This is a genomic window from Paraburkholderia sp. 31.1 (genome assembly GCF_014397645.1).
In the GTDB taxonomy this organism is placed as follows: domain Bacteria; phylum Pseudomonadota; class Gammaproteobacteria; order Burkholderiales; family Burkholderiaceae; genus Paraburkholderia; species Paraburkholderia tuberum.
The window spans coordinates 19952-35042 of record NZ_VZQN01000033.1 but is presented as its reverse complement, the minus strand read 5'-3'; the positions used below and the strand labels follow the sequence as shown (position 1 = coordinate 35042).

At 64.6% G+C, this 15091-nt stretch carries 17 protein-coding genes; all 17 read left to right on the top strand.

Translation table 11 applies throughout. From position 1 onward, the window contains the following. Positions 1 to 30: 30 nt before the first annotated feature. Entirely contained in the window at positions 31 to 1209 is a 1179-nt protein-coding gene (locus F6X37_RS24265) for a tetratricopeptide repeat protein (RefSeq protein WP_187613043.1), read from the top strand. 271 nt (positions 1210 to 1480) lie between these two features. Beyond that, positions 1481 to 1723 (top strand): flagellar biosynthetic protein FliQ, encoded by a 243-nt coding sequence (locus tag F6X37_RS24260; RefSeq protein WP_260321071.1) that lies wholly within the window; start codon positions 1481 to 1483, stop codon positions 1721 to 1723. A gap of 4 nt (positions 1724 to 1727) precedes the next feature. Then, positions 1728 to 2480, top strand: a complete 753-nt coding sequence (locus tag F6X37_RS24255) for a flagellar biosynthetic protein FliR (protein WP_187613042.1) — start codon at positions 1728 to 1730, stop codon at positions 2478 to 2480. Between the two features lie 2 nt (positions 2481 to 2482). Continuing rightward, positions 2483 to 3553, top strand: coding sequence for a flagellar biosynthesis protein FlhB (locus tag F6X37_RS24250; protein ID WP_187613041.1), 1071 nt, complete (start codon positions 2483 to 2485; stop codon positions 3551 to 3553). Beyond that, the gene (locus F6X37_RS24245) at positions 3550 to 5652 is read left to right on the top strand and encodes a flagellar biosynthesis protein FlhA (RefSeq protein ID WP_187613040.1); all 2103 of its coding nucleotides are present in this window, start codon (positions 3550 to 3552) and stop codon (positions 5650 to 5652) included. The genes F6X37_RS24250 and F6X37_RS24245 overlap by 4 nt, the downstream gene beginning before the upstream one ends. Before the next feature lie 47 nt (positions 5653 to 5699). Then, positions 5700 to 6422 carry a flagellar hook-basal body protein gene (locus tag F6X37_RS24240; protein WP_187613039.1) on the top strand — a complete coding sequence of 241 codons (723 nt, stop codon included), beginning with the start codon at positions 5700 to 5702 and terminating at the stop codon, positions 6420 to 6422. Positions 6423 to 6424: 2 nt separating this feature from the next. Beyond that, positions 6425 to 7198: a flagellar hook-basal body protein gene (locus F6X37_RS37675; protein ID WP_184058958.1), complete on the top strand. Its 774-nt coding sequence runs from the start codon at positions 6425 to 6427 to the stop codon at positions 7196 to 7198. A 36-nt stretch (positions 7199 to 7234) separates the two neighbouring features. Then, complete coding sequence (locus F6X37_RS24230; protein WP_187613038.1) at positions 7235 to 8017, top strand: flagella basal body P-ring formation protein FlgA; 783 nt, start codon at positions 7235 to 7237, stop codon at positions 8015 to 8017. 7 nt (positions 8018 to 8024) lie between these two features. Continuing rightward, positions 8025 to 8612, top strand: a complete 588-nt coding sequence (locus F6X37_RS24225; RefSeq protein ID WP_184058964.1) for a flagellar basal body L-ring protein FlgH — start codon at positions 8025 to 8027, stop codon at positions 8610 to 8612. Continuing rightward, positions 8612 to 9754 (top strand): flagellar basal body P-ring protein FlgI, encoded by a 1143-nt coding sequence (locus F6X37_RS24220; protein ID WP_260321072.1) that lies wholly within the window; start codon positions 8612 to 8614, stop codon positions 9752 to 9754. The genes F6X37_RS24225 and F6X37_RS24220 overlap by 1 nt, the downstream gene beginning before the upstream one ends. Positions 9755 to 9768: 14 nt before the next feature. Next, positions 9769 to 10134, top strand: a complete 366-nt coding sequence (locus tag F6X37_RS24215) for a flagellar basal body rod protein FlgB (protein ID WP_187613036.1) — start codon at positions 9769 to 9771, stop codon at positions 10132 to 10134. A 4-nt stretch (positions 10135 to 10138) separates the two neighbouring features. Then, positions 10139 to 10612, top strand: a complete 474-nt coding sequence (gene flgC / locus F6X37_RS24210; RefSeq protein ID WP_187613035.1) for a flagellar basal body rod protein FlgC — start codon at positions 10139 to 10141, stop codon at positions 10610 to 10612. Next, complete coding sequence (fliE, locus tag F6X37_RS24205; RefSeq protein WP_187613034.1) at positions 10612 to 10947, top strand: flagellar hook-basal body complex protein FliE; 336 nt, start codon at positions 10612 to 10614, stop codon at positions 10945 to 10947. The genes flgC and fliE overlap by 1 nt, the downstream gene beginning before the upstream one ends. A gap of 13 nt (positions 10948 to 10960) precedes the next feature. Then, positions 10961 to 12505: a flagellar basal-body MS-ring/collar protein FliF gene (gene fliF / locus F6X37_RS24200; protein WP_262420008.1), complete on the top strand. Its 1545-nt coding sequence runs from the start codon at positions 10961 to 10963 to the stop codon at positions 12503 to 12505. Beyond that, on the top strand, positions 12492 to 13058 hold the full coding sequence (locus F6X37_RS24195) for a hypothetical protein (RefSeq protein ID WP_187613032.1): 567 nt from the start codon (positions 12492 to 12494) through the stop codon (positions 13056 to 13058). Before fliF ends, F6X37_RS24195 begins: the two co-directional genes overlap by 14 nt. Continuing rightward, positions 13055 to 13768 (top strand): FliH/SctL family protein, encoded by a 714-nt coding sequence (locus F6X37_RS24190; RefSeq protein ID WP_187613031.1) that lies wholly within the window; start codon positions 13055 to 13057, stop codon positions 13766 to 13768. The genes F6X37_RS24195 and F6X37_RS24190 overlap by 4 nt, the downstream gene beginning before the upstream one ends. Further along, positions 13761 to 15089 carry a FliI/YscN family ATPase gene (locus F6X37_RS24185; RefSeq protein ID WP_184058978.1) on the top strand — a complete coding sequence of 443 codons (1329 nt, stop codon included), beginning with the start codon at positions 13761 to 13763 and terminating at the stop codon, positions 15087 to 15089. Before F6X37_RS24190 ends, F6X37_RS24185 begins: the two co-directional genes overlap by 8 nt. Positions 15090 to 15091 lie beyond the last annotated feature (2 nt).

Here is a 15091-nt window from a genome sequence, read left to right as displayed (position 1 = left end):
TCCACCGACGCAGCGAACACCCGACGCCAAATGAACTCCACTTCCGAACACGCCGTTGCTTTGGCATCTGCCCGACTGACCCGGCTGCTTGCGTTCCTTGAGTCCGACCCCAACAACCTGTCGTTGCTAGGAGACGCCACCGCGTGCGCATTCGACGCACAGCAATTCGAACGGTGCGATGAACTGCTCGCACGTCAGCAAGCGCTCGGTGCGGTGCCGCCTGAGTCGATGCATCTGCGTGGGCTGTGTGCCATGGCTCGTGGCAAATTCGAGGACGCGCTCCGGGCATTCGCCGCGTTACCGGACGGTGAAAGCCATCCCGCGATTCGCTATAACAAAGCTTATGCGCACGCCATGCTCGGCGCTTTCGACGAAACGCTAGCGCTGCTGGATGAAGGCGTGCTGACAACGATTCCGCAAGCCATCACGCTCCAAATGCGGTCGCTTCACCATCAAGGCCGCCTTGACGAGGTCATCGAAGTTGGCAAGCGGTATGCGGATCATCCGGAGACCGGCATCGAAGTCTGCGGACTCCTCGCCGCTGCTTTGTTCGATGCCGGACATCCCGACAGCGCGCAACAGTTCGCGTCTCTTGCAAAGAGCTCTCCCGACGGTCTCGCCATAGCTGGTTTGCTGGCACTCGGCGAAGGCCGCGAGTTCGACGCCATGGCGCTATTCGCGGAGGCACTGCGCAGCCAGCCGGCACACAGCCGCGCGCTTCTCGGCACAGGGCTCGTGCTACTCGAACAGCACCGCTTCGAGCAGGCCGCGCAACACATCGACGCCGCATCCGAATCGTTTCGCACCCATGCGGGCTCCTGGATTGCGGCCGGCTGGGCCCATTTGCTCAATGGCGATCTGCAACTGGCGCGGTCGCGCTTCGAACAAGGCGCTCACCTAGATCGCGGTTTTGCCGAAGCCCCTGGCGCACTGGCCATCGTGGCGCTGCGGGAAGGCAGACTCGACGAGGCGCGTGCGCATATGAAGGTGGCGTTGCGGCTGGACCCCGAGTGTCTGTCCGCCGCGCTTGCGAAGAGTCTGCTCAGCACCTCCGCAGGCGATCAAAATACAGCGAGTCAAGTCCTTGATGCGGCATTGAATCGGCCCTTGGACCCACAAGGCAATACACTTGCAAAAGCGATCGCGAGAAAGGTGACCCGGAGCAATAAGACCCCTCCCCTTAACAAATCGTCACAAGAACTGGAATAGGAAAATGCCTAATTTTTCGCGAATGGTCGATCATCTGCGAAATAGAACTTGTCCTAAAAATACGTGACGATCGACTATTTTGATTTTGATATAAGCACCTACCTCTCTGATTAATCTGATTGCATTCGTTTTTGATTCGTTTGCCTCACTATTTTCATCCGTTCGCCTTACTATTTTCAATTTCACCACTTCCAATTCGAAAGAAAACTCCCCATAATGCGGCCCACTTAAACACGGGACCTCATCCATGTCGGCAGACCAGGCACTCCAAATGATGACGCAGCTGTTCTGGAACAGCTTCCTCATCGCGGGGCCAATTGTTATTGCCACGCTCGTGGTCGGTCTGCTGATCAGTGTCTTTCAGGTCGTCACGCAGCTGCAGGAAATGAGCCTGAGCTATGTGCCGAAGCTCGCGGTCGCCGTCATCGTGACGGTTTCGCTCGCCCCGTGGATGCTCGCGCGTCTGACCGGTTTCGCAGCATCGCTTTTCCGCAGCATTCCTGATCTGGGCTAACGCAATGACAGTCGAAGCCAGCACGAGCTGGACGCTCGGCGTTCTTCTTCTTTCGTTGCGAATCGGCCCGGTGTTCGTTCTTGCGCCGCCGTTCTCACAAACGCAGGTGCCCGCGCCGGTCCGCGTGTGCTTCGTGCTGGCGCTCGCCGCATGTCTGGCACATAGCGCTGCACCCGACGTCTACATGGACGGCGCAGCGCTACTCATCGCCGCTGCAGCCGAATTGATGCTGGGCCTCGCGATCTGCTTCGCGTTCCAGGCCGCGTTTGCCGCGCTAACGTTTGCTGGCCGCGTGCTCGACGTCCAGGCCGGCTACGGTCTCGCGATGGTGATCGATCCGGGTTCGCGTGCACAGGCGCCGCTGTTCGGCACGATACTCACGCTCGTCGCGGGCCTGCTGTTTTTTGCTTCGGGCGGTCATCTCGAGCTGGTACGGCTTTTGATGGCGCTAACGAGCGTCATACCAGTCGGCTACGCGCGAGTCGCCGTCACTCCCGATGCGCTGATCGGCTATTTCGGCATTGCGCTCGGCATGGGTCTGTCGGTCATCGCGGCCGCAATGGTCACACTGTTTCTAATCGATGTAGCGATCGCCTTTCTCTCCCGCGCGTTGCCGCAAATGAACGCACTGATGTTGGGTCTGCAAATCAAAGTCATCGCGACGCCCGTCATGATGGCGCTATCAGCGGGTCTACTCGCACCTGCGACATTGCGTTTGCTGACGCACGCCTTGGCTTTCGTACCGTCCCTGGATTAGTCATGTCGGATACGGAACAGAACAAATCGGAACAGGCCACTGCTTACAAGCTCGAGCAGGCGCGCAAGAAGGGCATGGTGCCGCGCAGCCAGGAACTCGGCATGGTGCTCGGCCTGCTTGCGAGTACCGGCTACCTGTCAGTGTGGGGCGGAGAAATGGCGGCACGTCTCGCTTCGCTCGGCGCTCATGCGCTGAGCGAAGCCGCGTCACTCGACGCAAGTGGCCGTGCGATGCCGCTCGCGTGCGCGGCGCTGCTGCTGCAGGGCGCGCACGCGGTTGCGCCACTGATTGCGATTGCGATGGGTAGCGCGCTACTGTCAGCGCTGATGCAGACCGGCTTCCTGTTCGCCCCCGGCGCACTCAGGCTGGACACCAGCAAGCTGAATCCGGTGCAAGGTCTCAGGCGTGTTTTCTCGATACAGACGCTGATCGAAGCCGCCAAGGCATGCTTCAAGATGGTCGTCTATGTGGCGATCATCCGTTTCACGATCGTCGATGCGGCCGTCTCGCTCGCACATGAGGACCTGTCCGCGGTACGCATTGCGCAGACGCTGCTCGCTAGCGGCGTCCACCTGCTTTTCATGCTGCTCGCGGCCGCGTCGGTGTTCGCGTTGCTCGACCAGGTGCTGGTGCGACGCTCATTCGCGAGAAAGATGCGTATGAGCCGCTACGAGCAGAAGCAGGAAATGAAGCAGCGCGAAGGCGATCCGCGCATCAAGCAGCGGCGCCGCCAGTTGCAGCGCGAATTGCTGCAGCGTTCGCGCAGCATGAAGGCGGTGCGCAGTGCGGACGTGATCGTCGCGAACCCGACGCATTATGCGGTCGGTCTGAAATACGATCCGTCACGGATGGCCGCGCCGCATGTCGTCGCCAAAGGGGCCGGCGATTTTGCACTGCGTCTGAAGAAGCTCGCCTTCATCTATGGCGTGCCGGTCATCGAGTCGCCACGTTTCGCCCGCGCGCTCTATTTCAAGGCAGTGCTCGAACGCGAGGTGCCGGGCGATCTGTATCGCGATACCGCGGCGATCTATTTGCAGGCGCGACGTGCGCCGTCGCAGGTGATGTCCGCATGACGCTTCGATCCCGCCTGCGCAATCATTCCGACCTCGCGCTCGTCTTCGCCGTCGTCGCGATCCTGTTGCTGCTGTTTACACCGATTCCGGCAGGGGCGCTCGACCTGTTCATCATCGTCAATTTCGCATTCGCGTTCACGATCCTGTTGATGACGTTTTACGTGTCGCGACCCGTCGAGTTCTCGACGTTCCCTTCCCTGCTGCTGATCGCGACGCTGTTCCGCTTGTCGCTGAACATCGCCGCGACCCGTCTGATCCTGTCCGGCGCCGAAGCGGGCCAGGTCATCGCGGCAATCGGCGCATTCGTCGTGCAGGGTAACTTCGTCATCGGCCTGATCGTCTTCTTCATCCTGATCGTCGTGCAATACGTGGTGGTCACGACCGGCGCGCAGCGCGTGTCGGAAGTCGCCGCGCGCTTCGTACTCGACGCGATGCCCGGCCAGCAGATGAGCATCGACGCCGACCTCAACATGGGTCTCATCGATCAGGACGAAGCGAAGCGCCGACGCAAGGCGCTCGAAAAGGAAGCTGGCTTCTACGGCTCGATGGATGGCGCGAGCAAGTTCGTCAAAGGCGATGCGGTAGCCGGCATCATGATCCTGCTGATCGACATTCTCGGCGGCTGGGCGGTCGGCGTCGCGCAGATGGGCATGCCGCTCAGCCAGGCAATGCAGACCTTCACGCTGCTGACGATCGGCGACGGCATCGTCACGCAGGTGCCCGCGCTGATCATTTCCGTCGCGACCGGCATCATCGTCACGCGCTCGTCTGCGGACGGGGAGCTCGGCAACGAGGTGCTGCGTCAGCTCGTGCAATTCCCGAAGATCCAGATCCTCGTCATGGTCGCGCTGACCGGCCTGCTCGCGCTGCCGGGCATGCCGAAGTGGCCCGTGCTGATCCTTGCAACGATTGCGGGTTGCGCCTGGTGGATCGCGCGCCGCAAACGAAGTGCGGCGCCGGATAACCAGGCCGCGACGGACGGAGGCGACAGCGACGCGGCCGCGGCCACCCAGGCCACCGATCTGCCGGCCGTCGAAGTGTCGTTCGGCGCCGCGCTGACGGCCGCATGGATCCCGACGCAAAGCTTGCTGGCCGAACGCATCGCGGCGTTTCGCAAACAGTACGCGGCCGAGATGGGCGTGTCCATTCCGCCCGTGGTGTTCCGCGACGGCGCGCAGCTTGGCTCCAACGACTACCGGATCCTGCTGTTCGGAGACCGCTTCGGTCAGGCAACGCTGTATCCGGAAAAAACACTCGCCATTCACTCGTCGGACAAGGGTGAGAAGGTGCCCGGCATCGCCACTCACGATCCGGCCTTCGGGCTGCCCGCGGTATGGATCGATACGGCCGACCTGTCGCGCGCGCGCTCGCTCGGTTACACCGCGGTCGATCCGCTGACCGTGCTGATCACGCACGTCACCGAGGTGATCAAGGCCAACGTACCCGCGTTGCTGTCGCGCACCGAAGTCGTCGCGATGCTCGAAGGAGTGCGTTCACGCACACCCGGCCTCGTCGAGGAACTCGTGCCGAACGTGCTCGCCGTCAGCGACGTGCAGCACGTCTTGCAGAATCTGCTGACCGAGCAGGTCGCGATCCGCAATATCGGCCTGATCGTCGAAGTGCTGGTCGACGCGGGTCGGCATGAAAAAGACCCTGCCGCGTTGAGCGAGCGTGTGCGCCAGCGGCTCGGCCACGGCATCTGTCAGGCAATCCAGAGCGATCACGATGCGCTTGCGGTGCTGACGCTCGACCCCGCGCTCGAAAACGCGATCGTGCAGAACCTGCAGGGTGCTGACGGCGCAGGCGCGTTCGTGCTCGATCCGCGTCTGGCCGAAAGCTTCCTCGCCCGGCTCGCCGCGCAGGTCGACGCGATGATGCGGCAGAACCTCAAACCTGCGTTGCTGTGCCGCCCGGAAATTCGTCGTCATCTGAAAACCTTCACGCATCGTGTTGCGCCACGGCTCGCCGTGCTGTCGATGAACGAGGTTCCGCACTCGATCAGCCTGAGATCGTTCGCGATGGTCAGTCTCGACACAACTGCGGCTCGGGCTCCCGCGCGCGCCGCGCAGCCCTCGAACGCTACAGCGCTCGCCGCCTGAGTGTCGGGCAGCTTGCCACCTGCCTGCCAAATTGAAACGGATTCCTGATGGATAACATGATGACTGTCGCGGCCAGCCTGATCTCGCACGAAACGCGCCGGATCGAAACCGCTGGGCAAAACCTCGCGAATGTGGCCACGCCCGGCTACAAGCGGCAGATCGCGTTCGACGACGTGCTCGCAGCCGGACGCACCGGGACGGTCCCTGTGTCTGCCATGCTCGCGCCGCCGCCAACCGGCATCGCCACCGACTTCTCCGCCGGCAAGCTGGTCCACACCGGCAATCCGCTCGATCTGTCGATCAGCGGCTCCGGCTTCTTCGAGGTCATGACAGCGAGCGGTCCGGCCTACACTCGGCTCGGCGCGTTCCAGCGCGATGCCGACGGACGTCTCGTCACGGCCCAGAATTGGGCGTTGCAAGCCGCGGGTGGCGGCGACGTGATCCTGCGTTCGGGCAACTGGCAGATCGCCGGCGACGGCACGCTGATTGACGACGGCACGCCTTCGGCCGTGATACGCGTCGCAACTTTTACGGATCCGACCCAACTCGAGCGCCGCGCGGACGGCCTGTTCCATGCCACGGACGCGCAGGCCGTCGACGCCGAACATCCGCACATCGTGCAGGGCTTTATCGAATCGTCGAACGTCGCGCTCGGCAACGACATGATGCGGATGATGGAGGCAATGCGCCGCGTCGAGTCCGGCCAGAAGCTCGTGCATGCGTACGACGACATGCTCGGCGCCGTTTTGCAGCGTTTGGGAGACATGTAAGCGTGAACAACGTTTTTTATATCGGCGCGATGGGCTTGAACGCGCAGCAGACAGCCGTCGACGTCACCGCGAACAACATCGCGAACATGAACACACCGGCGTTCAAGCGCGGCACGGTGTCCTTCAGCGAGTTACTGACGTCGGCGGTCGCCCCACTCAGCCGCGCCCCGGCCAACGAAACCGTCACCATCGCCGCGGGCGTGGCGGCCGACCCGTCGCTGCACGTTTTCACGGCGGGCGAGTTGCGCCCGACCGGCAGCGCGCTCGATCTCGCGATTCGGGGCGACGGCTTCATCGAACTGGCGTCGGACTCGGGACCGGCCACGTTGTGGCGCGGCGGCACGCTGCACGTCGGGGCCGACGGTTATCTGACTGCGTCGAACGGCCTGCCGCTCAAAACGATGATTTCCGTTCCGCGCGACGCCTCCAGCATCACCATTTCGACGACCGGCCAGGTGCAGGCGGTTCTGCCGAACCAGACCGACCCGATTGATCTCGGCGAAATCGAACTCGTGATGCCGACTGACGTGCGCGCGCTGCAATCGGCCGGCGACGGAATCTATCGCATTCAGGACGACGGGATCACTGTCAGCCGCGTGCGTCCCGGCGAAGACAACGCTGGGACGTTGGCGCAAGGATTCAGCGAAGCCTCGAACGTGTCGCTGTCGGATGAACTCGTCAGTCTGATGCTGTATCAGCGTGCGTATGCGTCGAACGCGCGACTCGTGCAGGCCGGCGATGAGTTGATGGCGATTGCGAATGGGTTGAAGCGGTAAGCCAGCTTCGCAATCACGGTCAAATACAGCCAGCCCATGTTCAATACGAGCGCGTTCAATCTTATGTCGCCCATCCGATGTCGCCAGTTCAATGCGTTTGCGATCGCGCTCGCCTCCGTGGTCGCGAGCGCGGCAGCCTACGCCTCTGACGCGGCGGTGAAGTTCCGCGCCGCCGCCGACATCGACGGCAACGTCGTGCGATTCGGCGATGTCGCCGACCTGAGCCCTGTGCCTGTGGCCCTGCAAAAGCAGGCGGCCGAACTCGTCGTCGCAAGATTGTCCGAATCGGCTACGAGTGTTGCGGTAGAGCCGCGTCGTCTCGCCGAAGCGGCCCGCCGTCAGATGCCGGCCCTCACGCCGTGGCTTTCCATGCGGGACACTCAACCGGCCGTCGTCATCAGCGGTCCTGTTCGCGCCATGTCCGGTTCGCCGAGCGACGCTCGTTCTGCGCCGCCGGCACGCTGCGTCGAACTCGTTCGTGATCTCGCGAAAGGCGATGCAATCACGTTCGATAGCGTGCGCGGTATCGCGTGCCCGCAGAAGCTAGTCATGCGCGGCGTTCACTACGACGACAAAGCGCGCGTCGCGCGTGCGGCTCAAAACCTCGTGCCCGGCGACGTGATAACCGGCATCCCCTCACAACGTCTCGCCCAGGTCATGCGCGGCGAACGCATTGTGGCCGTCGTACGAACGGGTGCCGTCACCGTCTGGCGAACCGGCATCGCATTAACGGACAGCGCGAGTGGCCGCGTAACCATGATCGCGACAGGCGATCACGACATCGTGGCCATTCCTGCTACCACCTCGCTGTCGAAGTAATTCAGTCATGCAACCCAAGATCCGTTCAACGCTGGCAACGATAGGCATCGCCTGGTGCGCGCTCACGCCCACCCACGCCGCCGACCTCTTCCACAGCGACGCCTACCAGTCGCTGACCTCGGACCGCCGCGCCTCGCGCCCGGGCGACATCGTCACGATCCTCGTCTATGAGAACTCGACCGCGAGCAATACTGCGGACACGTCGACCAAAACGAACGTGGCTGTGCAGGGCAACGTGTCGACGATGTGGGCCGGCAGCAATGCTGCGCAGATCGGCCTCGGCGATAACTACGGCGGACGCGGACAGATCCAGCGCACGGGCCGTTTGCTCGCGCAGATCAGCGCGCGTGTGGAGGCGACTGAGCCGAATGGTGACCTGATCGTCGCCGGCGAACAGGCCATCGACGTCAACGGCGAAAAGACGCGCATCCATCTGCAAGGCCGCGTGCGTCCGGTCGACATCGCCGCGAACAACACAGTGCAGTCGAACCGCCTCGCGGACGCGAAGATCGACTACGTCGGCGAAGGCTTCATCACCGATCGGTCGAGACCCGGCCTCATTCCCCGCTTTCTCGCATGGCTGGGCTTATGGTAATGCGGCTCTCTTCTCGCACGATGCGGGTCATCCAGGCCGTACTGCTGCTCGTATGCGCGATGGCCGCGGGCAGCGGTCCAGCGCACGCGGCAAATGAAGTGCGCCTCAAAGACCTCGGACGCTTTCTCGGCTGGCGCGACAACATGCTCGTCGGCTACGGCATCGTGTCGGGTCTCGCGGGCTCGGGCGACACGCCGCGCAATCAGGCCACGCGTCAGGCCATGATGAACATGATGTCGCAGTTCGATCTGAATCTGACCCAGGACCAGATCCAGAGCCGCAACGTCGCCATGGTCATGATTACGGCCTCGCTGCCGCCGACCGCCAACATCGGCGACCGGATCGACATCAACGTCACGTCGATGGGCGATGCACGCAGCCTGTCGGGCGGCACGCTGATCATGACGCCGCTGCGCGGCCCCGACCGCAAGACGTACGCACTCGCGCAAGGACCGATAACGGTCGGCGGCTACCGCTTCGACGCCAACGGCAATCTGCGCCAGAAAAATCATCCGACGGTCGGTACCGTGCCGCAAGGTGCGATCGTCGAAGTACCGGTGCGCGCCGAGCTCGTCACGCAGGACGGCTATCTGAACTTCGTCCTGCGCAACGCGGATGCGACCACGGCAGAGCGCATCGCACAGCGTATCAACCAGGCGTTCGGCGCCAGCAGCGCGCGCTCGCTCGACGCGGAAACCGTCCAGATCCGCGCGCCCGGTGAAGGCAGCGCGCTCAACAGTTTCGTAGCGCGCGTGGAGACGCTTGGCGTCGTGCCCGATCAGGGCTCACGTGTCGTCATCAACGAACGCACGGGCACCGTGGTCGCCGGCGGCGACACGCACATCTCGCCGATCACGATTTCGCACGGCGACATTCGCGTGACGGTCACGACCGAATACTCGGCATCGCAACCCGAGCAGATCGGCATTGCGGGCCGCGGCGTGCGCAGCCTCGTGATCGGCAACAGCGATCTTTCCGTCGACGAACCCGGCCAGACCGTCGCCGCAACGTTCCCCTACGGCTCGGTCGGCGAACTCGTGCAAGCGCTCTCGCGCAGTCGTGTCAGCACCCGCGACGTGATCGCGATTCTCGAAGCCATCAAGGCGGCGGGCGCGTTGCACGCCGACATCATCGTTCAATAACAGGAGGAACCGCTATGACGATCAACCTCGTCGCCGCCATCGCCGGCAAGGCTCTCGACGGGCTGTTCGCACGGCAAACGGCCACCGCGCAGAACGTGGCCAACGCCGGCTCGGCGAATTTCACGCCGCTGCGGGTGTCGTTCGAGGATGCCTTGCGCGACGCCGCCGCGTTGCACCCCGGCGACACGCCGGCCAGCGTGCTCCCGCGTGTCGCGGGTGTCGCGCCCCGCATCGACGCGCCGCTGCCGCTCGCCTCGAATACCGTGCGAATCGACGACGAAATTGCTACGGCATCTGAAACCTCGGCACGCTACGCGATGCTGGCCGGCATGCTCGATCGCACGATGCAGATCGAGAAACTCGCGATAGGCGGAGGCTGAACCGATGACCGATTCCATCTTCGCGATTGCGCGCTCCGGACTCGACGTCGAGCGCCAACGCATGGAAGTCATTGCGCAGAACCTGGCCAATGCGGGCACGACGCGCACGGCAAGCGGCGCGTCTTATCAGCCGCTGCGGCTCGTGTCGGGGCCGCGCCTGGCCGCAGGGGACTTCCCCACTCTGCTCGGCAACGGCGGCACGCCCGGTGCGCACAGCGCCGCGGGACTTCCCACCACGCATGGGCTCGGGGGCGTGCAGACGTATGGCATCGAGACGGTCGACGCGCCGCCGCGCCTCGTCTACGACCCGTCGCATCCGCACGCGGACGCGAAAGGCTTCGTGTCCTACGCCGGTCTCGATCATGCCGGCGAGATGGCGCTCATGGTGCAGACGTTGCGCGTGTACGAAGCCAACACGGTGATGTTCAACGCGGCACGCTCGATGTATATGCGTGCCCTCGAAATGGGGAGCCACTGATGAGCATCGCCGTCATCTCCGCGCTCGAACCGGGCTTTCTCGCGCCGACGTGGCAAATCGGCCTGGCGCCGTCGCTCGCGCCGCAAGTGGAGCAAGGCCTCGGCGCGACCACTCAACCCGGCTTCGGCGCTCTACTCGTCGATGGCCTGCAATCGGTCGACACGCAGGTCAGCACCGCCAATGCAGCGATTGCCGACTTCGCGCTCGGCGCGGACCTGCCGCCGCATCAAGTGATGATGGCGCTCGAACAGGCCCGCATATCGCTGCAATTCGCGTTGCAGATCCGCTCGCGCCTCGTCGAGGGCTACCAGGAACTGATGCGGATGCAACTCTGAAATGGAAGCCAGCATGTCCCGCTTCAAGTCGTTTTTTGCCGATGCGCCGCGCGAGCGGCAATTCTTGATGGTCGGCGCGCTATCACTGCTGCTGTGCGGCGCGATGGCAGCCGCGTTCTTCCTGTCACGGCCCGGCTATCAGGTCCTGTTCCGCGATCTGAAGCCGCAGGACGCGTCCGCGCTCGTGGCCGAACTCGACAAACAGAAGGTACCCTACCGGATCGACGACGAGACCTCCGCGATTCTGGTGCCCGCCGGCGATACGCGCGCACTGCGTCTGAAGCTGATGAGCAGCGATCTGCGCCTGCACGGCGCGGTCGGCTTCGAGCTGTTCAATAACTCAGATCTCGGCCTCACCGAGTTCGCGCAGAAGGTCAACTATCAGCGCGCGTTGCAAGGCGAACTCGCGCGCACGATCATGACGCTCGACGAGATCGACCTCGCGCGCGTGCATCTGACGCTGCCCGAGTCGTCGCTGTTCCGGCGCGATGCGGCGCGGCCCAAGGCCTCGGTCGCGCTGTTCATGCGCGACGGCCAGGCGCTCGCTCCCGAAACGGTGCGCGGCATCCAGCGGCTCGTGGCCGCAGCGGTGCCCGAGCTGTCCGCCAACGACGTCACTGTGCTCGATCAACGCGGCGGCGTCGCGGGCACGAAAGCCGGCGAAAACGCGATGACCGACGACCCGCATTTCACGTTGAAGCAGGCGATCGAGCAACGCTACGAACGTAAGATCCTTACGCAGATTGCGCCGCTGGTCGGCGACGGTCATGTGAGCGTCAGCGTCGACGCGGCGCTTGACTTCGCGCAGACGCGCACGACGCGCGAGTCGGGTGTCACCCGGCCCATCGTCAACGCCGACGGCGCGGCCAGCGCCACGCCGCCGCTACCGTCAACGAAAACCGCAAATGCGTTGCCGCCCGCTGGCACGCCACCGCTGCCCGCAATGCCCTCCGTGGAGGGGACAAAGACCGATCGCAGTCTCGAGCAGATCGTGTCGGAGCCCGGTTCGATCCGCCGGCTATCAGTCGGCATCGTGCTCGACTATGCCTTGCCGCAAGACGATATGACACGCATAAACGCGATGCTGGGCGCGTCGATCGGTATCGACGCGGCGCGCGGTGATGTGCTGTCTATCTATGTGCGTCACTCCGGCGACGCAGCGACGAGTGCGGTTGCGCAAACGACGCCCGCGAACGCCGGCGTTGCGGCACCAGTCGAGCCCGATGCGAGCGCGGATCTGGAGGCCGGCGCCACGATTCGCGACGCATCCGAACCCGTCGCATTGGCCGTCGCAAATTCCGCTGCACGCGACGCCGACGCACGGCGCGTGGAGGCTGTGGTCCAACACCTCGCGCAATGGATGGCCAGTCATCCGGCCGCCGGCGTTTGCTCTGCCCTGTTGCTCGTCGGCATCATTGGTGCGTTGCTCGCGATGCGCCGGCGTCGTGCTTCCCGTCGCTCGTCGTCACGTGCTTTGAGTCTGCATCAGCGCGAAGCCTACGTGCTGCGCTTGCGTGCGCTGCTCGCCGAAGAAGGAGAGCAGCATGGCCACGCCTGAGCGCGACGCATCGCGCGAACGCCGTCTGAGGCGCGCGGTTGCCGATCTGAGCGGGCTTGCGATCGACGATATCGAGGCGATCTGGAGCGCGCTCTCGCACGACGAGCGCGCGCGCTTGCGACCGCTGCTCGCTGACGCGGCGCGCGTCGCACCCGGAAATCTGGTGGCGGCGATGACGGCCCCGGCGACAGATGACCGCGTTGCGATTGCCAGCGACGGCCATTCGCCTGAAGACGCGCGACTCGCCGCATCACGGCTTGCGCGTTTCGCCGAGACCTTGCCGCATGAACTGCTTTGCCGGTTGATGTCTTGCGTGAACGCACCGACCCGCGAGGCCGTGATCGCTGCGTTGCCGCCCGAGCGCCGCGCAATGCTCGCGCCACTTGGTCGTGCATATGACATCACGGAGCGCGCGCGTTCGGCGTTGCAGGCCGCGGCGCTCACAGCCAGCGCGCAACTCGGCGATATCTCTGATGATGACGGCAAGCCGCCGCAGGTCGAACCATTGCGGCTCCACCAGAAGCTTCGCCGCTGGATGGGGCGGTCCGCATGAGTCTGCTGCTGAAAGCCGCGCAGGTCACGCTGGGCAGCGGACGCAAGACGCTCGGTCGAGCCACGCTGGTTGCCGTAGCCGCCGAGCCGGCCGAACACGTGCCGGTGCAAGTTCAGCACGCTTTCCAAACCGACGCACAGATCGACGAACTCAGACGCGAACTGGCGGAACTCGCGCAAACGCATGCCGAGCAAATCCGCGACTTCGAGGAACGGGAACGCGCCGCCTATCAGCGAGGCATCGAAGAAGGCATCGAAAAGGGGGTAGCGCGCGTCAAGCTCGATCACGTGCAGCGGATCGAAGCACTCGTCGCCGGTATCGACGCGGCGCTCGCTGCGTTGCGCGACCGCCTGCAAGCAGTCGAAAGCCTCGCGCTCGATGTCGCACAAGCCGCGCTGCGGAAAACCCTCGGCGACACCACTGCGTGTGCGGCGCTCGTCGTGCAAACCGCGCGCCATCATCTCGCGCAGATCGCGGCGGGGTCGGCGATCGGCGTGCGCGTGTCCGCGAAGGACTTTCCTGACGCCGATGCGCTGCGCGACGCATTCGCCACGCTCACGCGCGATACCGCACTGACGGTCGACGCCGATCCGCAATTGGCTGCCGGCGCGTGCCTGATCGATCTGACACTCGGCCGCCTCGACGTGAGCCTGCCGCGGCAGCTCTCGCATTTCAATCGCACGCTCGACGAACTTCGCGCCGATGACTGACCGTCCCTCGCTCCACCGCTATCTTGCCGCAATGCGTCAGGTCGATCCGGCGACCCGGGTCGGCGCGATCACGCGCGTAATGCCGACGTTCGTCGAAGCGGACGGACCCGGCGTGCCGCTCGGCTCGCGCTGCTCACTCGGCGCGCCGGGTCCGCAGCAATGCGAGGCGGAAGTCGTCAAGGTCGAGGTGGGCCGCGTCACGCTGGCGCCGTACACGTCGACGGCAGGGATCTGCGTTGGCGACCCGGTGTGCGCGATGCGAGTGGGAGCAACGATCCCCGTTGGGCCACGCTGGCTCGGACGCGTCGTCGATCCCCTGGGCCGGCCGCTCGACGGCGGTGCACCGCTTCCCGCGAACGACGCCTCATGGCCGCTCGCCGGCGTCTGCACGCCGCCGCTCGATCGCCTGTCGCCGGTCGAGCCGCTGGAGACCGGCATTCGCGCGCTCGACGGCCTGCTAACGCTTGGCGTCGGCCAGCGCGTGGGCATTTTTGCGGGCAGCGGCGTCGGCAAAACGACCCTGCTCGCGAGCCTCGCGCGCCACGTCGAAGCCGACGTCTGCGTGCTGTGCCTCGTCGGCGAGCGGGGCCGCGAAGCGGAGGAGTTCTGGCAGCGTGCGCTGTCCGACAGCGCGCGCGCCCGCTCCACGATGGTGGTCGCAACCTCCGACCAGCCTGCCGTGATGCGCGCCCGCAGCGTGCAGGTGGCGCTGTCGCTCGCCGAGTATTTTCGTGCGCAGGGCGCGCACGTGCTGCTGCTTCTCGATTCGGTCACGCGCTATGCGCTCGCGCTGCGCGAGATCGGCCTCGCCGCCGGCGAGCCGCCGACCGTTCGCGCGTACACACCGGGCGTGTTCGCCGCGCTGCCGAAAATCGTCGAGCGGTGCGGCGCAATCAGGAACAGTGGCGCGATCACCGCGCTGATGACCGTGCTCACCGAGACCGACGACATCGACGATCCGATGGCCGAGACGATGCGCGCGCTGCTGGACGGCCATATCGTGTTGACGCGCGAACTCGCCGAACAGGGTCACTACCCGGCGATTCAGGTGCCGAGAAGCATTAGCCGCGTGATGCAGTACGTCGCTGAGCCCAACGAACGGCGGCTTGCCGCCGAAGCCGTCGCGCAGCTTGCAGCGTACGAAGCGTCGCGCACGCTCGTCGAATCGGGGCTTTACGCGCCAGGCAGCAACCCGGCGCTCGATCGCGCGCTGCAACAGCGCGCCGCGCTAATCGATTTTCTGCGTCAGGCCCCTGATGCGACGACGCCGCGCGCGACGACCATCAACGCGCTCGCTGCTTTGCTTCGGGAAGTTGCATGACG